The 21,746-nt window shown below is 49.3% G+C and carries 18 protein-coding genes; 16 read left to right on the forward strand and 2 right to left on the reverse strand.

The features are described 5' to 3' along the window. Nucleotides 1-155 precede the first annotated feature (155 nt). The 11 genes from K0T92_RS20925 to K0T92_RS25160 all read left to right on the forward strand — a co-directional run bounded on the left by K0T92_RS20925 (nt 156) and on the right by K0T92_RS25160 (nt 12,008). A complete protein-coding gene (locus tag K0T92_RS20925) occupies nt 156-1,787 on the forward strand; it encodes an MDR family MFS transporter (RefSeq protein ID WP_219874482.1) in 1,632 nt (543 codons plus the stop codon). A gap of 1,450 nt (nt 1,788-3,237) precedes the next feature. Then, the gene (locus K0T92_RS20930) at nt 3,238-4,149 is read left to right on the forward strand and encodes a dihydrodipicolinate synthase family protein (protein ID WP_219874434.1); all 912 of its coding nucleotides are present in this window, start codon (nt 3,238-3,240) and stop codon (nt 4,147-4,149) included. A gap of 5 nt (nt 4,150-4,154) precedes the next feature. Beyond that, entirely contained in the window at nt 4,155-4,805 is a 651-nt protein-coding gene (locus K0T92_RS20935) for an SGNH/GDSL hydrolase family protein (RefSeq protein WP_219874435.1), read from the forward strand. Between the two features lie 8 nt (nt 4,806-4,813). After that, nucleotides 4,814-6,226 carry an ABC transporter substrate-binding protein gene (locus K0T92_RS20940; protein ID WP_219874436.1) on the forward strand — a complete coding sequence of 471 codons (1,413 nt, stop codon included), beginning with the start codon at nt 4,814-4,816 and terminating at the stop codon, nt 6,224-6,226. A gap of 73 nt (nt 6,227-6,299) precedes the next feature. Further along, nucleotides 6,300-7,175, forward strand: a complete 876-nt coding sequence (locus tag K0T92_RS20945) for a carbohydrate ABC transporter permease (protein WP_219874437.1) — start codon at nt 6,300-6,302, stop codon at nt 7,173-7,175. Nucleotides 7,176-7,187: 12 nt separating this feature from the next. Beyond that, nucleotides 7,188-8,030 (forward strand): carbohydrate ABC transporter permease, encoded by an 843-nt coding sequence (locus tag K0T92_RS20950; RefSeq protein ID WP_219874438.1) that lies wholly within the window; start codon nt 7,188-7,190, stop codon nt 8,028-8,030. A 27-nt stretch (nt 8,031-8,057) separates the two neighbouring features. Continuing rightward, nucleotides 8,058-8,747 carry an N-acetylmannosamine-6-phosphate 2-epimerase gene (locus K0T92_RS20955; RefSeq protein WP_219874439.1) on the forward strand — a complete coding sequence of 230 codons (690 nt, stop codon included), beginning with the start codon at nt 8,058-8,060 and terminating at the stop codon, nt 8,745-8,747. Nucleotides 8,748-8,750: 3 nt separating this feature from the next. Further along, a complete protein-coding gene (locus tag K0T92_RS20960) occupies nt 8,751-9,638 on the forward strand; it encodes an ROK family protein (RefSeq protein WP_343223761.1) in 888 nt (295 codons plus the stop codon). 65 nt (nt 9,639-9,703) lie between these two features. Next, nucleotides 9,704-10,558: a MurR/RpiR family transcriptional regulator gene (locus tag K0T92_RS20965; protein ID WP_219874440.1), complete on the forward strand. Its 855-nt coding sequence runs from the start codon at nt 9,704-9,706 to the stop codon at nt 10,556-10,558. A gap of 198 nt (nt 10,559-10,756) precedes the next feature. Beyond that, the gene (locus tag K0T92_RS20970; protein ID WP_219874441.1) at nt 10,757-11,227 is read left to right on the forward strand and encodes a NanQ anomerase/TabA/YiaL family protein; all 471 of its coding nucleotides are present in this window, start codon (nt 10,757-10,759) and stop codon (nt 11,225-11,227) included. A gap of 451 nt (nt 11,228-11,678) precedes the next feature. After that, nucleotides 11,679-12,008, forward strand: coding sequence for a low molecular weight protein tyrosine phosphatase family protein (locus K0T92_RS25160; RefSeq protein ID WP_343223764.1), 330 nt, complete (start codon nt 11,679-11,681; stop codon nt 12,006-12,008). Nucleotides 12,009-12,074: 66 nt separating this feature from the next. Here the strand turns inward: K0T92_RS25160 and K0T92_RS20975 are convergent, their stop codons facing one another. Beyond that, on the reverse strand, nt 12,075-12,857 hold the full coding sequence (locus tag K0T92_RS20975; protein WP_219874442.1) for an SDR family NAD(P)-dependent oxidoreductase: 783 nt from the start codon (nt 12,855-12,857) through the stop codon (nt 12,075-12,077). An 86-nt stretch (nt 12,858-12,943) separates the two neighbouring features. Next, complete coding sequence (locus K0T92_RS20980) at nt 12,944-13,294, reverse strand: ArsR/SmtB family transcription factor (RefSeq protein ID WP_219874443.1); 351 nt, start codon at nt 13,292-13,294, stop codon at nt 12,944-12,946. A 374-nt stretch (nt 13,295-13,668) separates the two neighbouring features. Here K0T92_RS20980 and K0T92_RS20985 point away from each other — a divergent pair, with 374 nt between their 5' ends. The 5 genes from K0T92_RS20985 to pgmB all read left to right on the forward strand — a co-directional run bounded on the left by K0T92_RS20985 (nt 13,669) and on the right by pgmB (nt 21,734). Beyond that, a complete protein-coding gene (locus K0T92_RS20985; protein ID WP_219874444.1) occupies nt 13,669-14,583 on the forward strand; it encodes an alpha/beta hydrolase in 915 nt (304 codons plus the stop codon). A gap of 758 nt (nt 14,584-15,341) precedes the next feature. Further along, entirely contained in the window at nt 15,342-16,400 is a 1,059-nt protein-coding gene (rlmN, locus tag K0T92_RS20990) for a dual-specificity RNA methyltransferase RlmN (RefSeq protein WP_219874445.1), read from the forward strand. A gap of 311 nt (nt 16,401-16,711) precedes the next feature. After that, a complete protein-coding gene (locus tag K0T92_RS20995; protein WP_219874446.1) occupies nt 16,712-18,232 on the forward strand; it encodes a methyl-accepting chemotaxis protein in 1,521 nt (506 codons plus the stop codon). A gap of 521 nt (nt 18,233-18,753) precedes the next feature. After that, a complete protein-coding gene (locus tag K0T92_RS21000) occupies nt 18,754-21,066 on the forward strand; it encodes a glycoside hydrolase family 65 protein (RefSeq protein ID WP_219874447.1) in 2,313 nt (770 codons plus the stop codon). Further along, entirely contained in the window at nt 21,063-21,734 is a 672-nt protein-coding gene (gene pgmB, locus K0T92_RS21005) for a beta-phosphoglucomutase (protein ID WP_219874448.1), read from the forward strand. The genes K0T92_RS21000 and pgmB overlap by 4 nt, the downstream gene beginning before the upstream one ends. The last annotated feature ends 12 nt before the right edge of the window (nt 21,735-21,746 follow it).

Below are 21,746 nucleotides of genomic sequence, written 5' to 3' on the forward strand. Positions count from 1 at the left end.
GGAGGGCAATGCGTTCTCGTTGAAAAGGGATAATAAACCTCGCACCTGCTGCGGGGTTTATTTTGTGGCCCAAATATAAATAGGTTGCCAACCTAATAATAGTATGGTTTAATACATAAACGGAGATATTATTTCTATGGAAGGACGGTGGCATGATGAATCATCTGTCACAGAAACAAAAAGTGACCGTTATGATCGCTCTTATGGCGGCTATGTTTTTTGCATCTATCAACCAGACGATCGTGAGTACGGCGATGCCACGGATTATTTCTTTGCTGGGAGGCATGGAGTATTATTCCTGGGTCATTACGATCTTTATGCTCATGTCCACGATTTCTACTGTATTGGTCGGCAAATTGTCCGATATTTATGGACGGAAGCCCTTTTTGCTCAGCGGGATCGTTATCTTCATGATCGGTTCCTTCTTAACCGGACTATCATCTGATATCGTACAAATGATTATATTCCGGGCTATTCAGGGCGTTGGAGCCGGTATTCTCATGTCTACTACCATTACCGCTGTCGGGGATCTGTTCGCTCCGCGCGAAAGAGCCAAATGGACAGGTGTGATGATGTCGATCTTCGGCTTATCGAGCATTCTTGGACCTACGCTTGGCGGGGTGCTTATTGATCACATGGAGTGGAAATGGCTGTTCTGGATCTTTCTGCCGCTGGGCGTTATTGCCTTCGTCATGATCTGGCGCATGTTTCCCAAGACGGCGCGCACTTCATCAGAGTCGATCGATTACTGGGGCTCACTTGTTCTTTCGGCTTCGATCGTTGCCTTGCTGCTCGGCTTCTCATGGGCGGGTAATAAATACGCTTGGGGTTCTGCGCAAATACTTGGCCTTTTTGCCGCGAGCATCATTGGTATCATCCTGTTAATTATGATCGAAAGGAAAGCGAAGAGTCCGGTTCTGCCGCTCTCCATTTTTAAAAACAGTGTGGTAACCCTCTCCATCTCTGTAGGCTTTCTAATGAATGCCGGCATGATGGGGGCCATGATTTATTTGCCGTTCTTCGTACAGGGCGTGGAAGGCTTGACTCCTACGCAATCGGGCTTCGTCAATATGCCGATGTCCATCACGATGATTATTCTCAGCACCTTGGTAGGCCGCTGGATTGCCAAGTCGGGCAAATACAAGCACTTTGCTATCATTGGCATAGCTGTTATGATCGGCAGTATGCTTATGATGGCCAATATGCATAGCGTGGCATTCGCAGTCGCCAGCATGACGGTATTCGGTATTGGACTCGGGTTAAGCATGTCGGTCTTTACCTTGACCGTCCAGAATGCGCTGCCGCCATCTCAGATAGGCGTTGGTACTGCAACCTCGACGCTATTCCGCAACCTCGGAGGCACGATAGGGATCGCCATACTGGGCTCGGTTATGACCTCTACGCTAACTCGCAATATGGATAAAGCGATGGCTTCCGACCCGGGTATGGACCTGTCGCAAGTCGATCCGAAAGTAGCCGCTGAATTGAGCGGATTGCTTGACCCCAAACTGCTGATGAACCAGCCTCTGCTGGAGCAAATACACACGGAGCTGCCGGATCAGGTGCAGCCTTTGTTCGCCCATATGATTGATATTCTGCGTTCCGTATTAAGCGATACGCTATCAACCGTCTTCATCATCGGGGCCATATTAGTCGGCGTTGGATTGCTGCTCACTTTCTTCTTGAAAGAGATTCCGCTGCGCACATCCAATGAACAGCAGGCACCCAAATCGGATGAAACCAGTGCCAGTGGTGTCAACCAGCTGAAGAAGTCGACCTCCCACTAAAGGTGGGCAGGACGGGTTATCAGCATGAAGAATAGTAAGGAAGGCTTGATTAGGGCTCCGTATAGACCAGGAGCCTAATCAAGCCTTCCTTTTTTGTCGCCCAGCTGTGTCGCTTGGCTTCAACACGTATGGCCCCCCACTGCGCTGTGCGCTGTGCGCGGAGTAAGTGTGCTGTATATGGTCGGCTGGCCGCCGTCATGCAGCGAAACAGCGCGCGTTGGCGCTGGGCTGGGCGCGGTCCGTGCAAGGTGCGTGCTGCGAGGTGCTGCGAGGTGCGCGCTGTGAGGTACTGCGAGGTGCATGCTGCGAGGTGCGAGCGGTGCGGCATCGCGGCATCCGCTTTTGCAGGCAAACGCTCTTCCGCAGGCTGAGAGGTAGAAAAAGTCTGCCTGATCGTCCTGTATGCAGACTATTGAGAACGTCAGAGGTCTTCACACCCAACTAGTCTTCAAACGTGTACGAGTGACTGACAGCAGCACATCCGGTTGGTAGAGAGCGAGAGAGTGTGTGAGAGGAAGAGGAAGTGAGGGAGAGGGGGAAGGGAAGCCTGCGAAAGTGCAGGAATTTTAGCGCAATGAGGCCACTAAGTGGAGAAAGCCTGCGAGAGTGCAGGAATATATGGCGAATTGGGCCGCTATCGGGAAAACACGGTGAAATGCCTGCGCTTTGGCAGGCATTCGGTCATCAGCGGTCTCAAATGAGAAAAAGCATGCCTATATGCAGGAATGTCGAGAGAGAAAGTCCGGTGTGCTTGCCGTTAACTAGTCTTCAAACGTGTACGAGTGACTGACAGCAGCACATCCGGTTGGTAGAGAGTGAGAGTGTGTGAGAGGAAGAGGAAGAGGAAGAGGAAGAGAGGGAGAGGGGGGAAGGGAAGCCTGCGAAAGTGCAGGAATTTTAGCGCAATGAGGCCACTGAGTGGAGAAAGCCTGCGAGAGTGCAGGAATATATGGCGAATTGGGCCGCTATCGGGAAAACACGGTGAAATGCCTGCGCTTTGGCAGGCATTCGGTCATCAGCGGTCTCAAATGAGAAAAAGCATGCCTATTATGCAGGAATGTTCGTCGTCGTCGACGGAATGATTTCAGATACCTTCCCCTCCACGCAGTAGAGCTATGCGGGTTCGCCCCACAGGCTGCACCCAGCGCAGTTCTCGGCGTGCATGAGGCCAGCACATGGGAGCCCACGCCAGCCAGCAATCGCAGCGGCAGTGCTGCAATCCCCAATGTTCAGCAGAGCCAATTGTAATAATAATGAAGCGGAAAACGAACCATACTAAGACGCGGAAGGGCAATCCACATTTGCAGCAGAGAAATAAAGGAAGATGCGACGATCAATCAATTGTAGGAAAGATTTTTCACAATAATAAATTTGGTGAAATTAATTTACAATATCGAAATTTAGTGTTATCTTGTTCTTGTCAGACATAACGGATAGAGGAGGCAGCGCAGTGCGATTAGACAAGTTCCACGGAATCATTCCCGCTTTCTATGCTTGCTATGACGATGAAGGAAATATCTCGGAAGCTCGAACAAAGGACTTAGGCCAGTATTTGTATGAGAAAGGAGTCCAGGGTGTATATGTCGGAGGCAGCTCCGGAGAGTGCATCTACCACAGCCTGGACGAGCGCAAAGCGGCACTGAGCTATGCAGCGAAGCATTTGAAGGGTAAAATGACGCTCATTGCCCATGTGGGGGCGCCTTCCACAAGAGACAGTATTGCATTAGCGAAGCATGCGGCAGAATTGGGTTACGATGCCTTATCTGCGATTCCGCCTATATATTTCAAGCTGCCCGACAGCGCAGTTCTTAAATATTGGAGCGAAATTATCGATGCAACTCCTCTTGATTTCATTATTTATAACATTCCACAGACGACAGGATATACGCTCACGACATCACTGTTCGAGAAGCTGCTGGAGAACAAGAAGGTCATCGGCGTCAAAAACTCTTCAATGCCAACGATGGACATTGAGCGCTTCAAAAAAACCGGCGGAGACAATGTCATCGTCTTCAACGGTCCGGACGAACAGTTCGTCGCTGGCAGAATTATGGGTGCTGATGCCGGAATAGGCGGCACCTATGGCGCGATGCCGGAGCTGTTCCTTCAGGCGAACCGTTTCGTCCAGGAAGGCAAGTTCCAGGAGGCGCGGCTCCTGCAGAGCGAGATTAACGACATCATTATCGCGCTATGCTCGCTGAACGGCTCTATGTACGCAGGGATCAAAGAAGTGCTGAGAAGAAGAGGCGTCAACATCGGCAGTGTAAGAGGGCCTCTCGAAGGGATTTCCAGCGAGGATGGCGGCCGAATCGACAATATTATCGTCATGATCGATCAGACTATTCAACGATTCTGCAGGTGATACAAGTGAGGAGAAAAACGATTGTATGCTTTGGAGACTCCAATACTTGGGGCTATGATGCGTCAACAGGTACAAGATTCGATGAGGACACGAGGTGGACAGGCCTGCTGGCAGCCAGCTTGGGCAGCGACTACCGGGTTGTAGAAGAAGGGCTCAGCGGCAGAACGAGTGTATGCGATGATCCTCTGTTCGAGGGGCTGTCGGGGCTATCCTACCTCTACCCGTGTCTGCTGTCGCACTCGCCATTGAACCTCGTAATCATTATGCTCGGTACGAACGACACGAAGGAACGGTTCGGTCTCACTTCTTATAACATTGCTCAAGGTATCGTCAGACTCGCCAGGAAAGCACGGGAGTCTGCGGCAGGAATCGGCGGACAGGCCCCGGAGGTTCTCGTAGTTTCTCCTCCTGCAATCGGAGGGAAGTATGTGCATACCTCAATCGGCAAGCCGATGGGCAGCCAGTGCAGCGGCAAATCGTTGGAGCTGGCGGATCATCTGGAGAGCCTGATTGCGGGGACGGATATTCACTTTGCGGATGCGAAATTGCATGTGTCGATGAATGAGATTGACTATATGCATCTGGATGCCGGAGGGCATCGACTAATGGCGGAATTTATGCGGGGTCAGGTCACAAGTATATTAAACGGGAGGTAATGTTTTTTATGAAAAGGAAGCGTTCTCTTGTCGCTGTTGTCGCTCTCATGATGTTGACTTCAATTATTGCTGGATGTGCAGGCGGCAATAATGAAGCAAGTAACAATAAAGGAACCAACGCATCTTCCGGCAAGGAAAAAGTGGAGATCAAAGTATGGCTGACACCACAGTGGAAAGGTGTTCTGGACGCTACGGAACAAGGAGCCGACTATGACAGCTTCTTGAAATACGCCGCTGAGAAATTCACGAAGCAATATGATAAGTACGATGCGAAGGTGAATGTGGAAGTTATCGCCGGCGACCAGCGCGATCAGCTTCTCAATGTTAATCTGAGCGGCGGCACACCTCCTGATGTTTTCTTTGAAAGCGTTTTTGCAATGGGTGATTATGTGCACCGCGGGGCATTGGTGCCGCTGACTGATATCGTGGATGACAGCGCGAAAAGCGATATTGCCCAGAACTATTGGGATGCAGTGACCTTCGGAGATGATGTTTACTTCTATCCGTTCCAGCATAATCCTGGCACGCTCGTATACAACGCGGACATGTTCAGAGCAGCGGGTCTGGATAAATTCGTAGGCGAAGAAACAGAGATCAAAACATGGACACTTGCGGAATACGAGGAAATTCTGAAGGGACTTAAAGACAAGCTGCCTAAGGACAAATATTCCAATGCTTACCCAATGGCGCAGTATGCTGTGAACAACCAAGGGGACACATGGAATCTGGCTTACCTCAGAATGTTCGGCAACCCATTCTTTGACGAGCAAGGCAACATCATTGTGAATGATGAGAAGGGCGTTAAGGCAATGGAATGGCTGAAGAAAATCAAGGACGCAGGCTATACGAACCCGGGTGCGGAATCCGTATCGTCCAATGATGCCAACGGCATGTTCCAGAACCAGCAGCTGGCGATCAGCTTCACGAACCCGATCCTGTTCAGCAACACGAAAGCGGATATGGAGAGCGGCAAAGCGAACAAGTTCGATATGCGTCTTGCCAACATCCCGTCCGAAAGCGGCGATCCGCTGTCCTTCACTTATGTAGTTGGAGCAAGCGTATTCCAGACCAATGATGAGAAAAGAGTCGAAGTAGCCAAAGATTTCGTGAAATTCTTCTCCACGGATCCGGAACTGGTGAAGTCATCCAAGAACGGCATCCCGGTCAGAACTTCCGTTTCCGAGGAATTCAAGAGCGAGAAGCCACTGTTTGCGGCTTATGATGCGAACTCCAAGTATCTGTTCAACTTCACAGGCAACATCCCGGGATACAGCCAGCTAAGGGAAGTTCTCTATCCAGAGCTTCAGGCGCTGTATATCGGAGCCAAGACGCCGCAGCAGGCGATCGCGGATTATCAGACTAACGGCAACAAGATCATTGAAACGAACAAAGCGAGCTCCGTCATCTATCAGAAGAAGTAAACGGATAAATAAACGATTAACAGCCTTGGGGTCCAAGCGGTCTCAAGGCTGCTAATTAGAAAGGTACAACGATATGAGACTACGTAATCAATCCATCAAAGAGAATTTTACCGGATATTTGTTTATCTTGCCTCAGATCCTGATTTTCTTGGTTTTTCTGGTATATCCGATTATTGAAGGCATAAGGCTCAGCTTCTATCAGATTAATTATCAGAACGAGAAGTTTGTTGGACTGGATAATTACGCGTCTCTGTTTGGCGATCCTGTATTCTTTAAAGCGCTTATCAACACGGTTGTATTCGTTGTTTTTATCGTCATTCTAACGGTAGGCTTTGCGCTGTTCGTAGCATCTGCTGTATTCGACAAGAACGCCAAGTATGTCTCCTTTATTAGAGGAAGCTATTACATCCCTGTGATGGTCTCGATGGTCGTCATGAGTATGGTATGGAGCTTTCTGCTGAACCCTGCCAACGGACTGATTTCTTATTTTTCTCAGGAAATGGGTCTTGGTACGGTTAATCTACTGGGAAAATCACAGACGGTTCTGCCGGTTATTATATTCGTAACATTCGCGACCAATGTTGGGCAAGCCATTATCCTGTATATCGCGGCGATGATCGGGGTTCCCAAGGATCTGTTTGAAGCAGCGGAGGTGGACGGGGCCAGCAGATGGCAGGTCATTCTCAAAATTTTGATCCCTTCTGTCAAGTCCTCCACAATTTATATTACGATCATCAACATCATTGCCGTCTTGAAAATATTCGTCGTTATCCAGCTCTTGACCGGGGGCGGGCCGAACAATGCCTCTGTGACACTGATGTACTATCTATACAATAACGCCTTTAAATACAATCAGCTCGGCATGGCTTCTGCGGTTGGGGTTATTATGTTCCTCATTACGCTGCTGCTGTCGGTGCCTCAGCTAAGAAGCTTGATTAAGGAGAAGTGAGGGGTAATCAGCATGTCGCAGACGAAAAATAAGAAGAAGATGGAGCGGTTTGATGTTATAACAAACGTGATCGTCGTCCTCTTCGCGATTGTTAACCTGTTTCCTTTGTATTGGCTGTTTACAAGCTCGCTTAAGAACAGCTCGGATGTTGTGAAGATGCCGCCTGACTGGTGGCCGACCACGATCACGTTCTCCAATTATGCGGATGTGTTCCAAAGCCAGCCGGCCTTAAGATGGGCCTTCAACAGCCTGTTCGTCTCGGGAGTTGCCACGATCCTTGTCATAATGGTAGGGGCTATGGCCGCTTATGGCTTCTCGAAGCTCAAATTCAAAGGAAGAAACATCATTTTCATCATTTTCATATCGAGCTTGATGATTCCTAAAGAAATTATGATTGTGCCGTTATTTCGCATTACCCAGGATTTCGGGATGGTCAACAGCTTCAGCGGTATGATCTGGCCTAACGTTGCTACCGCATTTGGCGTATTCCTGTTGAAAGGCTTTTTCGATTCGACGCCTGATGCATTAAGAGAAGCATCCCGAATTGATGGGGCAGGCGAGTGGAGAACCTTCTTCCAAATTATGCTGCCTATCGTCAAGCCTGGTATCGGTGCATTATTCATATTAAACTTCGTGCAAGTATGGAACGACTACCTGTGGCAGCTGGTCATAGGTCAAGAGAAGACAATGAAGACATTAATGGTAGGAACTGCGACCTTGATGCAGGATCTGAATCCGAACTTTGCCTACAAGATGGCAGGAGCAACCGTTGCTGCAATTCCGATGCTGTTGATCTTCTTATTATTCCAACGGTACTTTACACAAGGCATGACGGCTGGAGCAGTGAAGGAGTAAAACTAACAGGTGTGGAGTTGGAAACCAATGAAAACGCAAATAAATATACTCGAAATGATAAAACATAAGCTGATCGTTTCTTGCCAGGCATTGCCTGAGGAACCGCTGCACAGTCCATTTATTATGGGAAGAATGGCATATGCGGCTTTCTTGGGCGGCGCTTCGGGCATTCGGGCCAACAGCGTGGACGATATACGGGAAATTAAAAAGCAGGTGGATTTGCCGATCATCGGCATCATTAAGCAAGTGTATGAGGGCTCGGAAGTATTCATCACGCCTACGATGAAGGAAGTGGACGAGCTTTGCCGCGAAGGCGCAGATATAATCGCGCTGGACGCCACGGACCGCGCAAGACCTGACGGATCGACAATATCGGAGTTGTTCCCGGCAATTAGAGACAAGTACAAGCACCAGCTCTTCATGGCCGATTGCTCCACGTACGAGGAAGGGGTCATGGCTGCCCGGCTCGGGTTCGACATTGTGGGAACGACTTTGAGCGGTTATACGGAAGGGACGAGGGACAGATCCTTGCCTGATTTTGATTTGGTGGAGCGGCTGGTGAATACGGTATCTGTTCCGGTCATTGCTGAAGGTGGCATCTCGACGCCCGAGGAATTGAGAAGATTGTTCGAGCTTGGTATTTATTCGGCAGTGGTAGGGTCTGCAATTACGAGACCGATGGAAATTACGAAGAAGTTTATTAAGGCTGTGGAATAGCCGATGAGTATGAGAATTGTGGCGGCGGACATCGGGGGCACGAATACGAAGATCGGCATTTGTGATGAACAGGGGCATATCGGGCAGTTTAAAGAATACGCCACCGAAAGTCATAAGGGTGGTCCGCATGTAGTCAGCAGATTGCTGGAGCAGCTGGCAATGTACGATGATGATTTCGATGCCATCGCGATCAGTACGGCGGGACAAGTGGATGCCGAAGCAGGCCGCATTGTCTATGCCAACGAGAACATACCGAGTTATACAGGAATGCAGCTCAAGGAGACGATAGAGGCCCGGTTCCAAAAGCCCGTCAAGGTGGAGAATGACGTGAACGCCGCTGCGCTTGGTGAAGCAGCCTTCGGCGCAGCCCGGTCATTCCGTGATTTCTTGTGCCTGACTTTCGGCACGGGCATCGGCGGAGCGATTGTCATCAATCGCCAGATCTACCGGGGAGCGAATGGAGTAGCGGCGGAATTCGGCCATATCTTCACCCGCCCTCTGGCGGGAATGAGCGGAGGCGCAAGATCGTCCCGTTATGAGTCGCATGCTTCAACGACAGCTTTAATCCGAATGGCGCGGGAAGCGGACCCGGAATGTGTGGACGGGAAGGTATTTTTTGATAAAATAGGGAAAGGGAACGTCGAACTGCAACAAATTTTGCATGACTGGGCTGCTGAAGTATCCCTTGGCTTGGCGTCGCTGATCCATGTGTTCAACCCCGCGGCTATTATTGTAGGAGGCGGAGTGATGGAGCAGGAGCGCCTTGTTCGTCTCGTCGCAGAAGAGACCAAGGCTATTGTGATGCCAAGCTTCGCTGATGTGTCGATTGTGAAGGCATCTCTGGGCAATAAAGCCGGGTTATTAGGTGCTGCCTCTCTCTTCCTCCGCTGAACGAGGCGCAGTTGGAGCTGCTGTGATCGAACGGACCCAATCCTGAGCATTCAAGAGGTGATAGCTTGCGCACAATCAATATTTTTACAACCATTCATTCCAAGTACAACAATCTGACGAATACGGAGAAAAAGGTAGCGGATCATGTGCTGGAGAATGCCAAAAGTGTCGTATATATGTCGATTACGGATCTTGCGGATGCTTGCGGAGTAGGCGAATCCAGTATATTCAGATTTTGCAAGTCGCTGAGCTACAAGGGATATCAGGATTTCAAGATTGCACTTGCGCACAGCATCACGGTAGAGAATGAAATTCCGCAGCTCACAGACAAGGTTCTGATGAACGATACGATCGAGCAGGTCGCATCCAAGGTGCTGTCAACCAATATAAGCGCGCTGAACGAAACGTTCAATCTGATCGACAACTCGAAGATCGATCAAGCGATCCAGCATTTGCTTGGGGCGGAGCGGATCATTTTCTTTGGTGTCGGTTCATCCTTAATGACTGCGATGGAAGCCAAAATTAAATTTATGCGCATCACGAACAAGACGGAATGCTCCATCGATTCGCATCTTCAGATGATGTCGGCGGCTTTAATGACCCCGCGGGATGTCGCGGTTATTATATCTTATTCCGGTTCAACCAAGGATACGATTGAGGTGGCGAAGAAAGCGAAGGAGTGCGGCGCTACTGTTATCTCCATTACCAGATTCGTGAAGTCTCCGCTGACCTCGTATTCTGATCTTACACTGCTTTGCGGTGCGAATGAGGGCCCTCTTCAGGGCGGTTCATTGTCCGCGAAAATTTCGCAGCTCTACCTGCTGGACGTCTTATATGTGGAATATTTCAAAAGAGATTACGAGGAATCGATAAGGAATAAAGAGCATACGGCAGCGTCGGTGGCCGTGAAATTGCTTTGATATATAGGGCTGTGCGCGGGCAGATCGTGCGAGAAGATCGAGCGGGATTAATCGTGCGGACTAGTCGCATGGATTAATTGCAAGTGCTAATCCCACGGAATAATCGCATTTGCTACTCGCATGGAGTACCCGCGCGCGGGCCTGGGCCCTGCGAGGGTTACATCGTTTTTTTGAAATCCATTGCTGGGGGAATGAATTATGATTCTAGGTTCTATGACATCATGGCAAGACCACACTACATTCGAACATAGGGTCATCGTAGAAGCATTGGAGAAGCTGAGCAGCTTGCTTCAGCAGCATCCAGCCGAAGGGCGTGTCGAGTTCGATGGCGACAAGCTGTACGCTTCGATTATGGAGTTCGACGTCAAGTCGTTGACGGAGCAGGTGGCTGAGAAGCATGAGCAGTATATCGATGTCCATTACCTGATTGAAGGAGAAGAGACGATAGGCTGGTCCTCTCTGCAGGAGGACAGCACGGCTGTTAAGCCGTATGACAGCGAGCAGGATTATGCGCTGTACGAGCCTTCGGCGGATGAGCTGCTGATCCGGCTCAAGCCGGGCATGTTCGCGGTCTTTTTCCCGCACGACATTCACAGGCCCGGTATGGGAGAGCCCGCGAGAATCAAGAAGGCGGTCATCAAAATTCACGTCGGACTGATGCAGGCCTAGAGAGATGAAAAGAAAGAAGGACAATCCTTTCGTTCCGGTGATTGTCCTTCTGGCAGTTAAGATGTTGCCCCCCGAGGGGGAGCGCTCCCAGTAACATGCGCGATGCGAGATATGCCTGCGAAACGGCAGGTTTTCTCGCGTTTCCGACCCGATGAAGGAGAAATGCCTGCCAGAGTGCAGGCATTTCTCCTTCATTTCCCCTTATCGGCCACTTTTCCCTCGAATTCATGCGTTATCGCAGGAATTTTACTATTACGCCTCCTTTTAACCGAAATTCATGCACATTCGCAGGTTTTTCATCCCGCTGGTTGCGCCTCCGCTGGTTGCGCCTCCGCTGGTTGCGCCTCCGCTAGTGGTCACCCCGCAGTCGCCACTCAGCCTACCGAGTGGTCAAGCCAGTCACAGATCGTTTGGAATCCGTCTTTATAAATGAAGAAGCAGGTGACAGCACATTAAATTACTCTTTATTTGCAGCCGTAATAGATGGCGCAGTTTAACAGCCGAGAAGATCTTCGATGGCTTCAACGGCTACGCGGTCAGATCCGCAGGAACGGAGGACAGTGCAAGGATTAAAGTTACTGAAGGGCACATTGGCTGGTCTGATATGATATTTGTGATGGAAAAAAGGCATATAAGCCGGCTTAAACAGAAGTTCTCAAGTACACAATTGCATAAACCTTTGATTTGTCTGGACATCCCTGATGATTACAATTACATGGATGAAGAGCTGATAGAAACTCTAAAATCGAGGGTATCCCAATATGTTGAGGTTCCCGAATAAGGAAGTACAGTGATTCATGAGCTGGCTGCGATCAGACAGAGCTCAGACAGAATATGAATGCGTGATTCACAGCTTTTGCTCAAGCACACTGCGAGTAATTCTGGCTACAAAATGTCTGGGGAAGAAGCGGGGCGCCTGAGCCAGCAGCCAGTTCTGGAAGCCTGGTACTACGAACGGTTTTTGCTTCATCAGTGCTTGGAATCCGATTTGGGCGACTTTTTTGGCGTCCATGAGCGCGTCGGTTTTGGACACTTTTTGCTTATCCATGTTGGCATTGCGGAAAAATTCTGTGCCTGTGGCCCCCGGGCAAAGCGCGGTAACACTGACCCCTGTTCCCTTTAGTTCATTGGCAGCAGCCTCCGTCAGATGGAGGACAAAGGCTTTGGATGCGGAGTAGTTGGCGCTCAGCGGACATGGGTAGAAGGAAGTCGTAGAGCCCAGATTAAGAATTCGGCCGCTATTCCTCTTCACCATATCGGGCAGAAACAGCATCATGAGATGAGAGAGAGCATGAACATTCAACTGAATCATATCCAGCTCGGACTGGACATTTTGTTCGTGCAGAAAGCCGTATGAGCCAATGCCTGCATTATTAATGAGCACATCAATATCGATGGATTTTCCTTTAATGGCATCGTACAGCTGACGGGGACCCTGGCTTTGAGCCAGGTCAACAGCTATGACAACAGCTTCAGTCTGATACTGCTGCTTCAAATGCTTAGCGATCACTCTCAGCTTCTCCTCGCTCCGCGCGGCTAGAATAACCCGATAATGCTTGCTCGCGAAAATCTCTGCAAACTCCTTGCCTATGCCGCTTGATGCTCCTGTAATAAGAACGGTTTCCTTCATGAATATGCCTCCTGGTATTATATGATTTAAATAACTAACCATTCGAATAATTAGTTATTTAGTTATAAGGTTGAAAAAGAAAAGGCTTATTCAGCCTCATCGGGTGTCTTCAATTCGATAATTTGCTCTGTCGTGCCAATGAAATCCTTCAGCTGTGATACCGCGGATTCAATCTCCAAGCTGTAGAAGATCTCCGTCGCTACTTTATTGGAAGAGATCAGATTCGCCTGCCGTAAAATTTTCAAGTGATGTGAGATCGCTGACCGGGACATAGGCGAGCGTTCCACAATCTGGGCGACATTCAGCTTCTCATGCTTCGTCAACATCATAATAATGTCCTGACGGACAGGATCCGCTAAAGCGAGAAATATGGGGCTGCATGATCGTAGTTGTTCGTGAACTCTGATCTCTAGCTGGGAAGTATCAGGGGTTTCCATTATGATCGTCTCCAAAGATTATATAACTAAGTATTTGGTTATTTGAGTGTATGACATCGAACTTGAAAAGTCAAGCGGTACAGCAGCGGAGTCAACTCAAAAGACCAGCATGCATCTTCTTGGCATGCTTTTTTCCATTGCGGGCAAACAGCGAAATACGAAATTGTCAATTAGCAGTCTTACATTGCGGATACGCAATCAACGCGAGCCGGACGCCTTGATACAATGAGGATGCTGGTGGGGGACATGACGGGTGAGGAAGGAGGATTCACGTTTAAAAGGGGGACCAGATCGGTCTATGGGTGACTCAAGAGAGTAGAGAGAAATTAGTATCCGTTCGTTCACTATATATGAGGAAAGTGGGAATTAATATCATGAAGCTAGTTAAAGTGCTATGCGCTCTGGTTCTCGTATTGATGCTTGGCCAGCAGACGGTATTTGCGGCGGCGCCTGCCCCTACCCCTGCAAAGGCAAATGAGCACTCCTCCACCATGAAAGTAACATTCTATAGTGACAGTCTGCACAAAGAGATGCAGCTCAATGTCTATTTGCCGCCGAATTATGACGCCCAGGAGAAGTATCCGGTACTGTACGTGCTGCATTCCTACAAGCTTAATGAGGATCACTGGTTTGACACACTCAAAATGAAGGAACAAGCGGATGCGCTCATTGCCAGCAAGAAGATAACGCCCATGATTATTGTTGCTCCAAGAATCGAGAACAGCTTTGGCGTCAACTCTTCCAAAGAGCTGGGATATGAAGAAGGGAGCGGCAATCCCGGTGATCCCGGCGTGCTGAATAAGGGCATGTATGAAGATTATATAACGAAAGATGTCATCACTTATATCGACACGCATTTCAAGACGATACAATCACGCAACAGCCGATATATCGGGGGCACCTCGATGGGAGGGTTCGCTGCCTTGCATATCGGCCTCAGCAACCCGCTGCTATTCAGTAAAGTTGGCGGCCATGCGCCTGCATTATTCGTTGGCGATATGTGGGCTCCTCTGAAGAATCTCGTGTATCCAACGGATGAGATCCGCAAGCATAATGACCCTCTTCTTCTAGCGGCAAGCCAGAAGCTGAATAAGCAAAGCATCTACTTGGATTGTGGGGATCAAGACGATTTTATAGCCGCTACCAAGCAGCTGGACAAGGTGTTAAAAATGAAAAAAACAAAGTCTTATGAATTCCATGTCATCGAAGGCGGTCATCATGATGATGCTTACTGGAGCAGCCAAATGGAGAATTATTTGATGTTCTATGGCGCGACTGATCATCACTAATTGAAAGGTTAATATATTGCAAAATTCGACAAAATGAAGCAAATAATGAGGGACAGCTGCATACGGTAAAATGAAGGGGCTGTCCCGAACCTTTTGGAATCACAGCTCCCATTTTAAGAAGCTGTACGATGTGGAATGCCTGCGATCATGGGACTGCCCACGTACTCCTCGCCAGAGGATGATCCGTCATTCCAACGCCAAGACAAGCGAGATGCGAGGAGATGCGAGCTAGGCAAAACATGCGAAACCGCAGGTTGTTTCCCGATTCTGACCCCATGAAGGTGAAATGCCTGCCAGCGTGCAGGTATTTCACCTTCATTTCCTCTTAACGGCAAATTTTTCCTCAAATTCATGTATGATTGCAGGAATCTCACCATTATGGCGTCTTGTAACCGAAATTCCTGCACATTCGCAGGCTTCTTACTCCATCACTCTGCCTTCAAATCACTTGGAGAAGGAGTTTCCCCATATTACAATGAAAAGATGCTTCCAGTCCCTTTTTTTAGTTGTTCTTAAGGCATCCCTTTACATCATTTGGGACTGACTTATTCAATATTGGACTTTGCGCACAGACCCTTTATTTTTCTATACGAACAATTGCGCTCGCCGCATCCGGGAAACACTGCTTCCCAGACAAACAAGAGGGGAACACGGCCCTTGTTTTAGCCCTATAATTCTGGGACAATAAATGAAGGGCTTGTTGGCTTGCTGCCCAGCAGACAGGCGGAATGATGAAGCTCCTGAAAAGAGGCTAACGAATGAATAAGACATCCATTTATGGATTAACATTAGATCAGTTGACAGCATGGTTATCGGAGCATGGACATAAGAGGTTCCGGGCATCGCAGGTTTGGGAATGGCTGTATCGGAAGCGGGTCACGGACTTCTCCGAAATGACGGACGTGAACAAGGAATGCCTGCAATTGCTGGAAGAGCATTTTGTTATCGGGACGATGAACGAGCACTTGAGGCAGGAATCAGCGGATGGGACGATCAAGTTTCTGTTCAGGCTGCAGGATGGCAATCTGATTGAAACGGTCCTCATGAGGCATAAATATGGTCTGTCCGTATGTGTCACGACCCAGGTTGGCTGCAACATCGGGTGCAGCTTCTGTGCGAGCGGGCTGCTCGCGAAGAGCCGCGATCTGTCCAGCGGAGAGATTGTGGAGCAGATCATGAAGGTCCAGCTTCACCTGGATGCAGCGGGTGAGGAGGAGAGGGTTAGCCACATCGTTGTGATGGGCATTGGCGAGCCGTTCGATAATTTCGCTAACATGGTAGACTTCCTGGAGGTCGTTAAGGATCACAAGGGGCTCGCCATCGGCGCAAGACATATCACGGTATCGACGAGCGGTCTTGCCGACAAAATCGTTGAATTCGCCGATAGCAATCTGCAGGTGAATCTTGCGGTCTCCCTGCATGCGCCGAATGACGAGCTGAGGACGCGGATCATGAAGATCAACCGGGCTATTCCGATCGACAAGCTGATGAAGTCTATTGATTATTATCTGGACAAGACCAATCGGAGAATAACGCTTGAGTACATTCTGCTCAAGGACGTGAATGACCGCAAGGAGCATGCCCTAGAGCTGGTGGAGCTGATTGGCGAAAGGCAGCAGCTTGCTACCGTTAACTTGATTCCATACAATCCTGTGGATGAACATAGCCAGTATCAGAGAAGCGAGCAGGAATCCGTTCGTGCCTTCTATGATGTATTGAAGAAGCATGGCATGAATTGCAGCATCCGTCTCGAACACGGTACGGATATTGACGCCGCTTGCGGACAACTGAGAAGCAAGCAGATCAGGGAAGCATAAGAAATAAAAAAACGCCTCCTGTTATACGCCTTCGTTCCATTGCTCGAATAAGCCCGCTGCATCAGCAGCGGGCTTATTCGAGTCCTGCCCATGACTACTGAAGATCACTTGCTTGTCCCTCCCATTCGCATTTAAAACATCACTATTTATGAACGATTGTTTGCTTCAAAGATTTTTAAGTTGCTCTTTAGGAGAGGTGCTTTTTCACCGATACATACATTACAGCGACTTTTTCCAAGCACGATTACAGACAACGGACGGAGACAAGCAAAAGGTCGGAACAAGAACTACATTATAAATGGGGGAAGATTATGCTGAATGTATTGAGGCGGATTCGAATGTCTGTAAAGGAAAGGGACTCGCTTTTACCAGATAAGGACCGGGATATGACCCGGCGTAATTTTGTTGCGCTGCTGGCGATGTACATCGCTATTGGCATGACGTTTCTGGGGTTTCTGAGCTCTGTCGCTCAAGGTACTGTCGGTACATACGTCCTTCTAAGCATCGGGATGCAGCTTGTCACAACTAGTGTTTACGCTTACTTTTACTATTCTAGAAAATTTATTCACCATATTGGTTACATAGCCATTCTGGGCATCATACTGAATACAGCGGCTACGATGATCCAGACACCGAATTTAAGCAATACATACTCGATCATGTATTTGGCAGTTCTGTCTGTCATCTTCATGAAGATGGGGCCTCTGCTACTGGGTATGGCTGCTGGTGCCGGACAATTGATCTTTATGGCCACTGTTCAGCGCGAAAGCATCAACATGGCTTCTGAATCGCTCATGACCTACTTCATCATTTATGTGCTGGTAGCAGCTGCTTTGTATAGCCTGGTTGTCGTATCAAGGCAGATGATTGATAATATGGAGCTTGCGCGGGCACGAGCCGAAGAGCTGTCTCAGCTGCAGCAGAACCAGAAGCAGGTCGTTCTTGACAATGTCTCATCAGTAACCCAGCATCTGAATACGGTTACGAGGGCGGGTGAGGAGAACACCAATTCCTTTGAAGAGATGAATATTGCCTTCCAGGAAATTTCCCGCGGTGCAGCGGATCAGGTGGATTCCACGATATCCATAAGCGATTCCATTCAAGATATGAATACACTGATCAGTGAATTGTCCCGTTCCTTTGAGGTGCTGCTGAACAAGACCAGCGAAGCGGCGTACTTATCGGATCAGGGCAAGGGCAGTATGGACAAGCTTTCGGAGACCAATGCAGACTTCAAGCATGATATCGAATCCGTGACCAAGGAAACCTCCATGCTGATCGACCGTTTGGCGGAGACGAGCCAATTCAGTTCAACGATCAAAGATATTGCGAACCAGACGAATCTGCTTTCACTGAATGCAAGCATTGAAGCGGCGAGAGCGGGGGAGCACGGCAAGGGCTTCGCGGTGGTAGCGATGGAAATCCGCAAGCTTGCAGAGATGAGCTCACAGGCAGCGGTCAGAATTTCGGAGCAGCTGGATGAATTCTCTAATCAATCCGAGTCCACCCGCGTGAAGATGAACCAGGCTGCGTTGCGGATGAATGAGAGCAACCAGATTACCGAGCAGACGAAACAATCCTTCGATTCCATCTCTGATGCGGTGTCCCAGCTTAACACGCTGTCTGCCGACAGCGGCGGCTTAGTGAACAGGATCAGCGGCTCCTCCCGTGTCATTGCTGATTCCACTACGAACCTATCGTCCATCAGCGAAGAAGTATCCGCCACGTTGGAGCAATTATCTGCTACGCTGGCCTCGCTATTGCAGAACAATCGCGTCAGCCAGGATCGGATTAAGGAAGCGGAATCGAATCTGCAAAAGGTGGCGGGATAGTAATTCCGGCAGAGTCGTCCGGCGAAGTCATTCCGTAAACGGCGAACATGCCTGCGATCAGGAAGTCTTTCTCTCGTTCCGGCTTGCTGAAGAACCGAATGCCTGCCAAAGTGCAGGCATTTCGCCGTTTTTCCCCCAATCAACGGTTTTTCGCTCACACTTCCTGCACTTACGCAGGGATTTAGCTTTCTATCGGTATTTTTAACCGGACATCCTGCTCTTACGCAGGCTTGCCTCTCTGAGCACCGAGTAGTGCAGAGGGGTAAGGCCAATCCAATAAAATGCAATTTCAGGAAAGTCCGCCGGACTTTCTCATCAGCCCGAGGCTGCCTGAAGAGGCAGCCTTTGTTGTATAAAACCGCTGCTATACAGGCAGCCGACTTCGAAGCGCTTTCAATATCCAACATTCTGTCATGCAATGGCGCAAAAAAGCATTTCCTATATCTTCACGAAACATTATAATAGATATAGAGTATCAGTGCGCAAACGTTTGCGCAAAATTAATGAAAAAGGGTGAACTCATGAAAAGGTTATTCCAGGTCGACAGTTGGAAGATCATTGAGACAGAACTTCACAAGGAAGAATTCCGACTGGCAGAAAGTATGATGAGCCTTGGTAACGGTCATATGGGCATGCGGGGCAACTTTGAAGAGAACTATTCCGGGGATTTTCACCGCGGATCGTATGTAGCGGGTGTCTGGTTCCCAGACAAAACGCGCGTCGGCTGGTGGAAGAACGGTTATCCTAATTATTTCGGTAAAGTAATTAACTCCACGAACTACATCGGTGTCCGTGTATTGATTGATGGAGAAGAGGTAGATCTCTATAACGCGACGGTGAAGGAATTTTACCGTGAGCTCGATATGCAGCATGGCGTTCTGACTCGTAAATTCACCGTCATTCAAGGTGAGAAGGAGACAGAAATTACAGCTGTTCGTTTCCTCTCGCTTGCCGAGAAAGAGCTGGCGGTTATCCGTTATACCGTTACAGCGAAGAACTATAGCGGCATCGTTACTTTCATCCCTTACCTGGATGGAGATATCCGCAACGAGGACTCCAACTATGATGAGGATTTCTGGGTATCAATCGACCGCGAAGCAGCGGATTATGGAGCAGGCCTGGTCATGAAGACCAAGGACAATCCATTCGGAACACCGACCTTCCAAGTAGCAACGGTCATGAAAGCAGAAGTAGAAGGCACGGTAGCGAATATCTCCTTCTCCCAGCAGGAAGAGTATGTGGAGAATACGATTCAAGTGAAAGCGGAGCAAGGCCAAGCCGTTACGCTTAACAAATACGTCGCTGTTACAACGGATCGCGATCATGATGCAAGCCTGCTGATTGCCAAGGGCAAGGAAGTGCTGGCTAGAGCAGCATCCAAAGGCTTTGCCGCTCTGCTTGACGAGCACAAGGCTGGCTGGCTGCAGCGCTGGGAAATCGCCGATGTCGAGATTCAAGGAGATGCTGAGGCTCAGCAAGGAATCCGCTTCAATCTGTTCCAGCTTTTCTGTACGTACTATGGAGAAGACGCTCGTCTGAACATCGGGCCTAAAGGCTTTACAGGCGAGAAATACGGCGGAGCAACCTACTGGGATACAGAGGCTTACGCGATTCCGCTCTACCTGTCCACAGCCAAGCCTGAAGTGGCTCGCAATCTTGCAGTTTACCGTCATACGCAATTGGAAGGCGCATACCACAACGCAGGCCAGCAAGGGCTGCAGGGCGCGCTCTATCCGATGGTTACCTTCACTGGCGTAGAATGCCACAACGAGTGGGAGATTACCTTTGAAGAAATTCACCGTAACGGGGCAATTGCTTATGCCGTCTACAATTATGTGAACTACACAGGCGATCAGGATTACCTCCACGAGTACGGGATCGACGTGCTGACGGGCATCTCCCGTTTCTGGGCGGATCGTGTGCATTACCATGAGAAGAAGGACCAGTACATGATGCATGGCGTTACAGGTCCGAACGAATACGAGAACAATGTGAACAACAACTGGTACACTAACAAAATGGCTGCCTGGACGCTGAAATACACGCTGAAGGTTGTTGAGCAGTTGAAAGCAAGCGGCCATGGCGGACGTGTTGCGGGACTTCATATTACCGATGAAGAAACAGCCAAGTGGCAGCAAATTGTAGACAAAATGTACTATCCTTTCAGCGAAGAGCTGAACGTATTCGTACAGCATGACACGTTCCTTGACAAGGATCTGAAGACGGTAGATAAGCTGAAGCCGGAAGATCGTCCGTTGAATCAGAAGTGGTCATGGGATAAAATTTTGCGCAGCTGCTTCATCAAGCAAGCCGATGTACTGCAAGGGATTTATTTCTTCAACGATGAATTTACAATTGAGGAGAAGCGCCGCAACTTCGACTTCTATGAGCCGATGACGGTTCACGAATCCTCGCTCTCCCCATGTATCCACTCCATCCTCGCGGCGGAGCTTGGCATGGAAGAGAAAGCGTTCGAGATGTACCACCGTACGGCGCGTCTTGATCTCGACAACTATAACAATGATACCGAAGACGGTCTGCATATCACATCGATGACAGGTTCGTGGCTGGCGATTGTACAGGGCTTCGCGGGTATGAGAACTGCGGACGAGTCGCTCTCCTTTGCACCGTTTATCCCGCAGGCTTGGGAGCGTTACAGCTTCAAGATCGTTTACCGCGAGCATTACCTGAAGATCGAAGTAGACAAGAAGAAGGTTACGATCTCGCAAGAGGGACCAGAGCTGACTATTGGCCTCTACAACGACAGCTACACGCTGCCAGCGAACGGTGAAGTTTCGGTTGATGTGAAGCAGACTGCAGAGGTGGCACGATGAGCAAACCACTACAGGCGTTTATCTTCGATCTGGATGGAGTCATCACAGAATCCGCGGAATATCACTATCTGGCGTGGAAAGCGCTCGGCGAGGATTTGAACATTCCCTTTACCCGGGAGTTTAATGAAGAGCTGAAGGGTGTCTCCCGGATGGATTCCCTGGAGAAAATTCTGGTGCTCGGGGGCAGACAGAATGACTTCACGCAAGAGCAGAAGAACAGTCTGGCTGAGAAGAAGAATGACCATTACTGCACGCTAATTCAGAACATTACGCCAGCAGATATTTTGCCGGGCATTGAGCCGCTTCTTGCGGAGATCCGTGCTCAGGGCTTGAAGCTGGGTCTGGCTTCTGTCAGCAAGAACGCATTCACCGTTATGACTTCGCTCGGCCTGAAGGACGAGTTCGATGTCATTGTTGATGCAGCGACAATAGCAAAGGGCAAGCCTGATCCGGAAATCTTCCTGACAGCTGCTCGTCTGCTGGGCGTTGAAGCATCTGCATGTATCGGTGTGGAAGATGCAGCGGCAGGCGTGGATTCCATCAAAGGCGCGGGCATGTTCGCAGTGGGAGTAGGATCAGCGGAATCGCTGGCCAAGGCCGATTTGATCTATCCGAACACATCCCTGCTGTCCTATGCAGAGATCGTTGAGAAGTACCAGCAGGCTTAAGGCTGCATCGTA

It is taken from the genome of Paenibacillus oenotherae (assembly GCF_019443105.1).
In the GTDB taxonomy this organism is placed as follows: domain Bacteria; phylum Bacillota; class Bacilli; order Paenibacillales; family Paenibacillaceae; genus Paenibacillus_Z; species Paenibacillus_Z oenotherae.

What these genes read in the sequence shown, in the direction of transcription:
- rlmN (WP_219874445.1), top strand. Translation starts at nt 15,342, where the DNA reads ATGAATAAGACATCCATTTATGGATTAACATTAGATCAGTTGACAGCA.
- K0T92_RS20980 (WP_219874443.1), bottom strand. Translation starts at nt 13,294, where the DNA reads ATGGAAACCCCTGATACTTCCCAGCTAGAGATCAGAGTTCACGAACAA.
- K0T92_RS20995 (WP_219874446.1), top strand. Translation starts at nt 16,712, where the DNA reads ATGCTGAATGTATTGAGGCGGATTCGAATGTCTGTAAAGGAAAGGGAC.
- K0T92_RS20970 (WP_219874441.1), top strand. Translation starts at nt 10,757, where the DNA reads ATGATTCTAGGTTCTATGACATCATGGCAAGACCACACTACATTCGAA.
- K0T92_RS20985 (WP_219874444.1), top strand. Translation starts at nt 13,669, where the DNA reads ATGAAGCTAGTTAAAGTGCTATGCGCTCTGGTTCTCGTATTGATGCTT.
- K0T92_RS20945 (WP_219874437.1), top strand. Translation starts at nt 6,300, where the DNA reads ATGAGACTACGTAATCAATCCATCAAAGAGAATTTTACCGGATATTTG.
- K0T92_RS20950 (WP_219874438.1), top strand. Translation starts at nt 7,188, where the DNA reads ATGTCGCAGACGAAAAATAAGAAGAAGATGGAGCGGTTTGATGTTATA.
- K0T92_RS20975 (WP_219874442.1), bottom strand. Translation starts at nt 12,857, where the DNA reads ATGAAGGAAACCGTTCTTATTACAGGAGCATCAAGCGGCATAGGCAAG.
- pgmB (WP_219874448.1), top strand. Translation starts at nt 21,063, where the DNA reads ATGAGCAAACCACTACAGGCGTTTATCTTCGATCTGGATGGAGTCATC.
- K0T92_RS21000 (WP_219874447.1), top strand. Translation starts at nt 18,754, where the DNA reads ATGAAAAGGTTATTCCAGGTCGACAGTTGGAAGATCATTGAGACAGAA.
- K0T92_RS20960 (WP_343223761.1), top strand. Translation starts at nt 8,751, where the DNA reads ATGAGTATGAGAATTGTGGCGGCGGACATCGGGGGCACGAATACGAAG.
- K0T92_RS20940 (WP_219874436.1), top strand. Translation starts at nt 4,814, where the DNA reads ATGAAAAGGAAGCGTTCTCTTGTCGCTGTTGTCGCTCTCATGATGTTG.
- K0T92_RS20955 (WP_219874439.1), top strand. Translation starts at nt 8,058, where the DNA reads ATGAAAACGCAAATAAATATACTCGAAATGATAAAACATAAGCTGATC.
- K0T92_RS20925 (WP_219874482.1), top strand. Translation starts at nt 156, where the DNA reads ATGAATCATCTGTCACAGAAACAAAAAGTGACCGTTATGATCGCTCTT.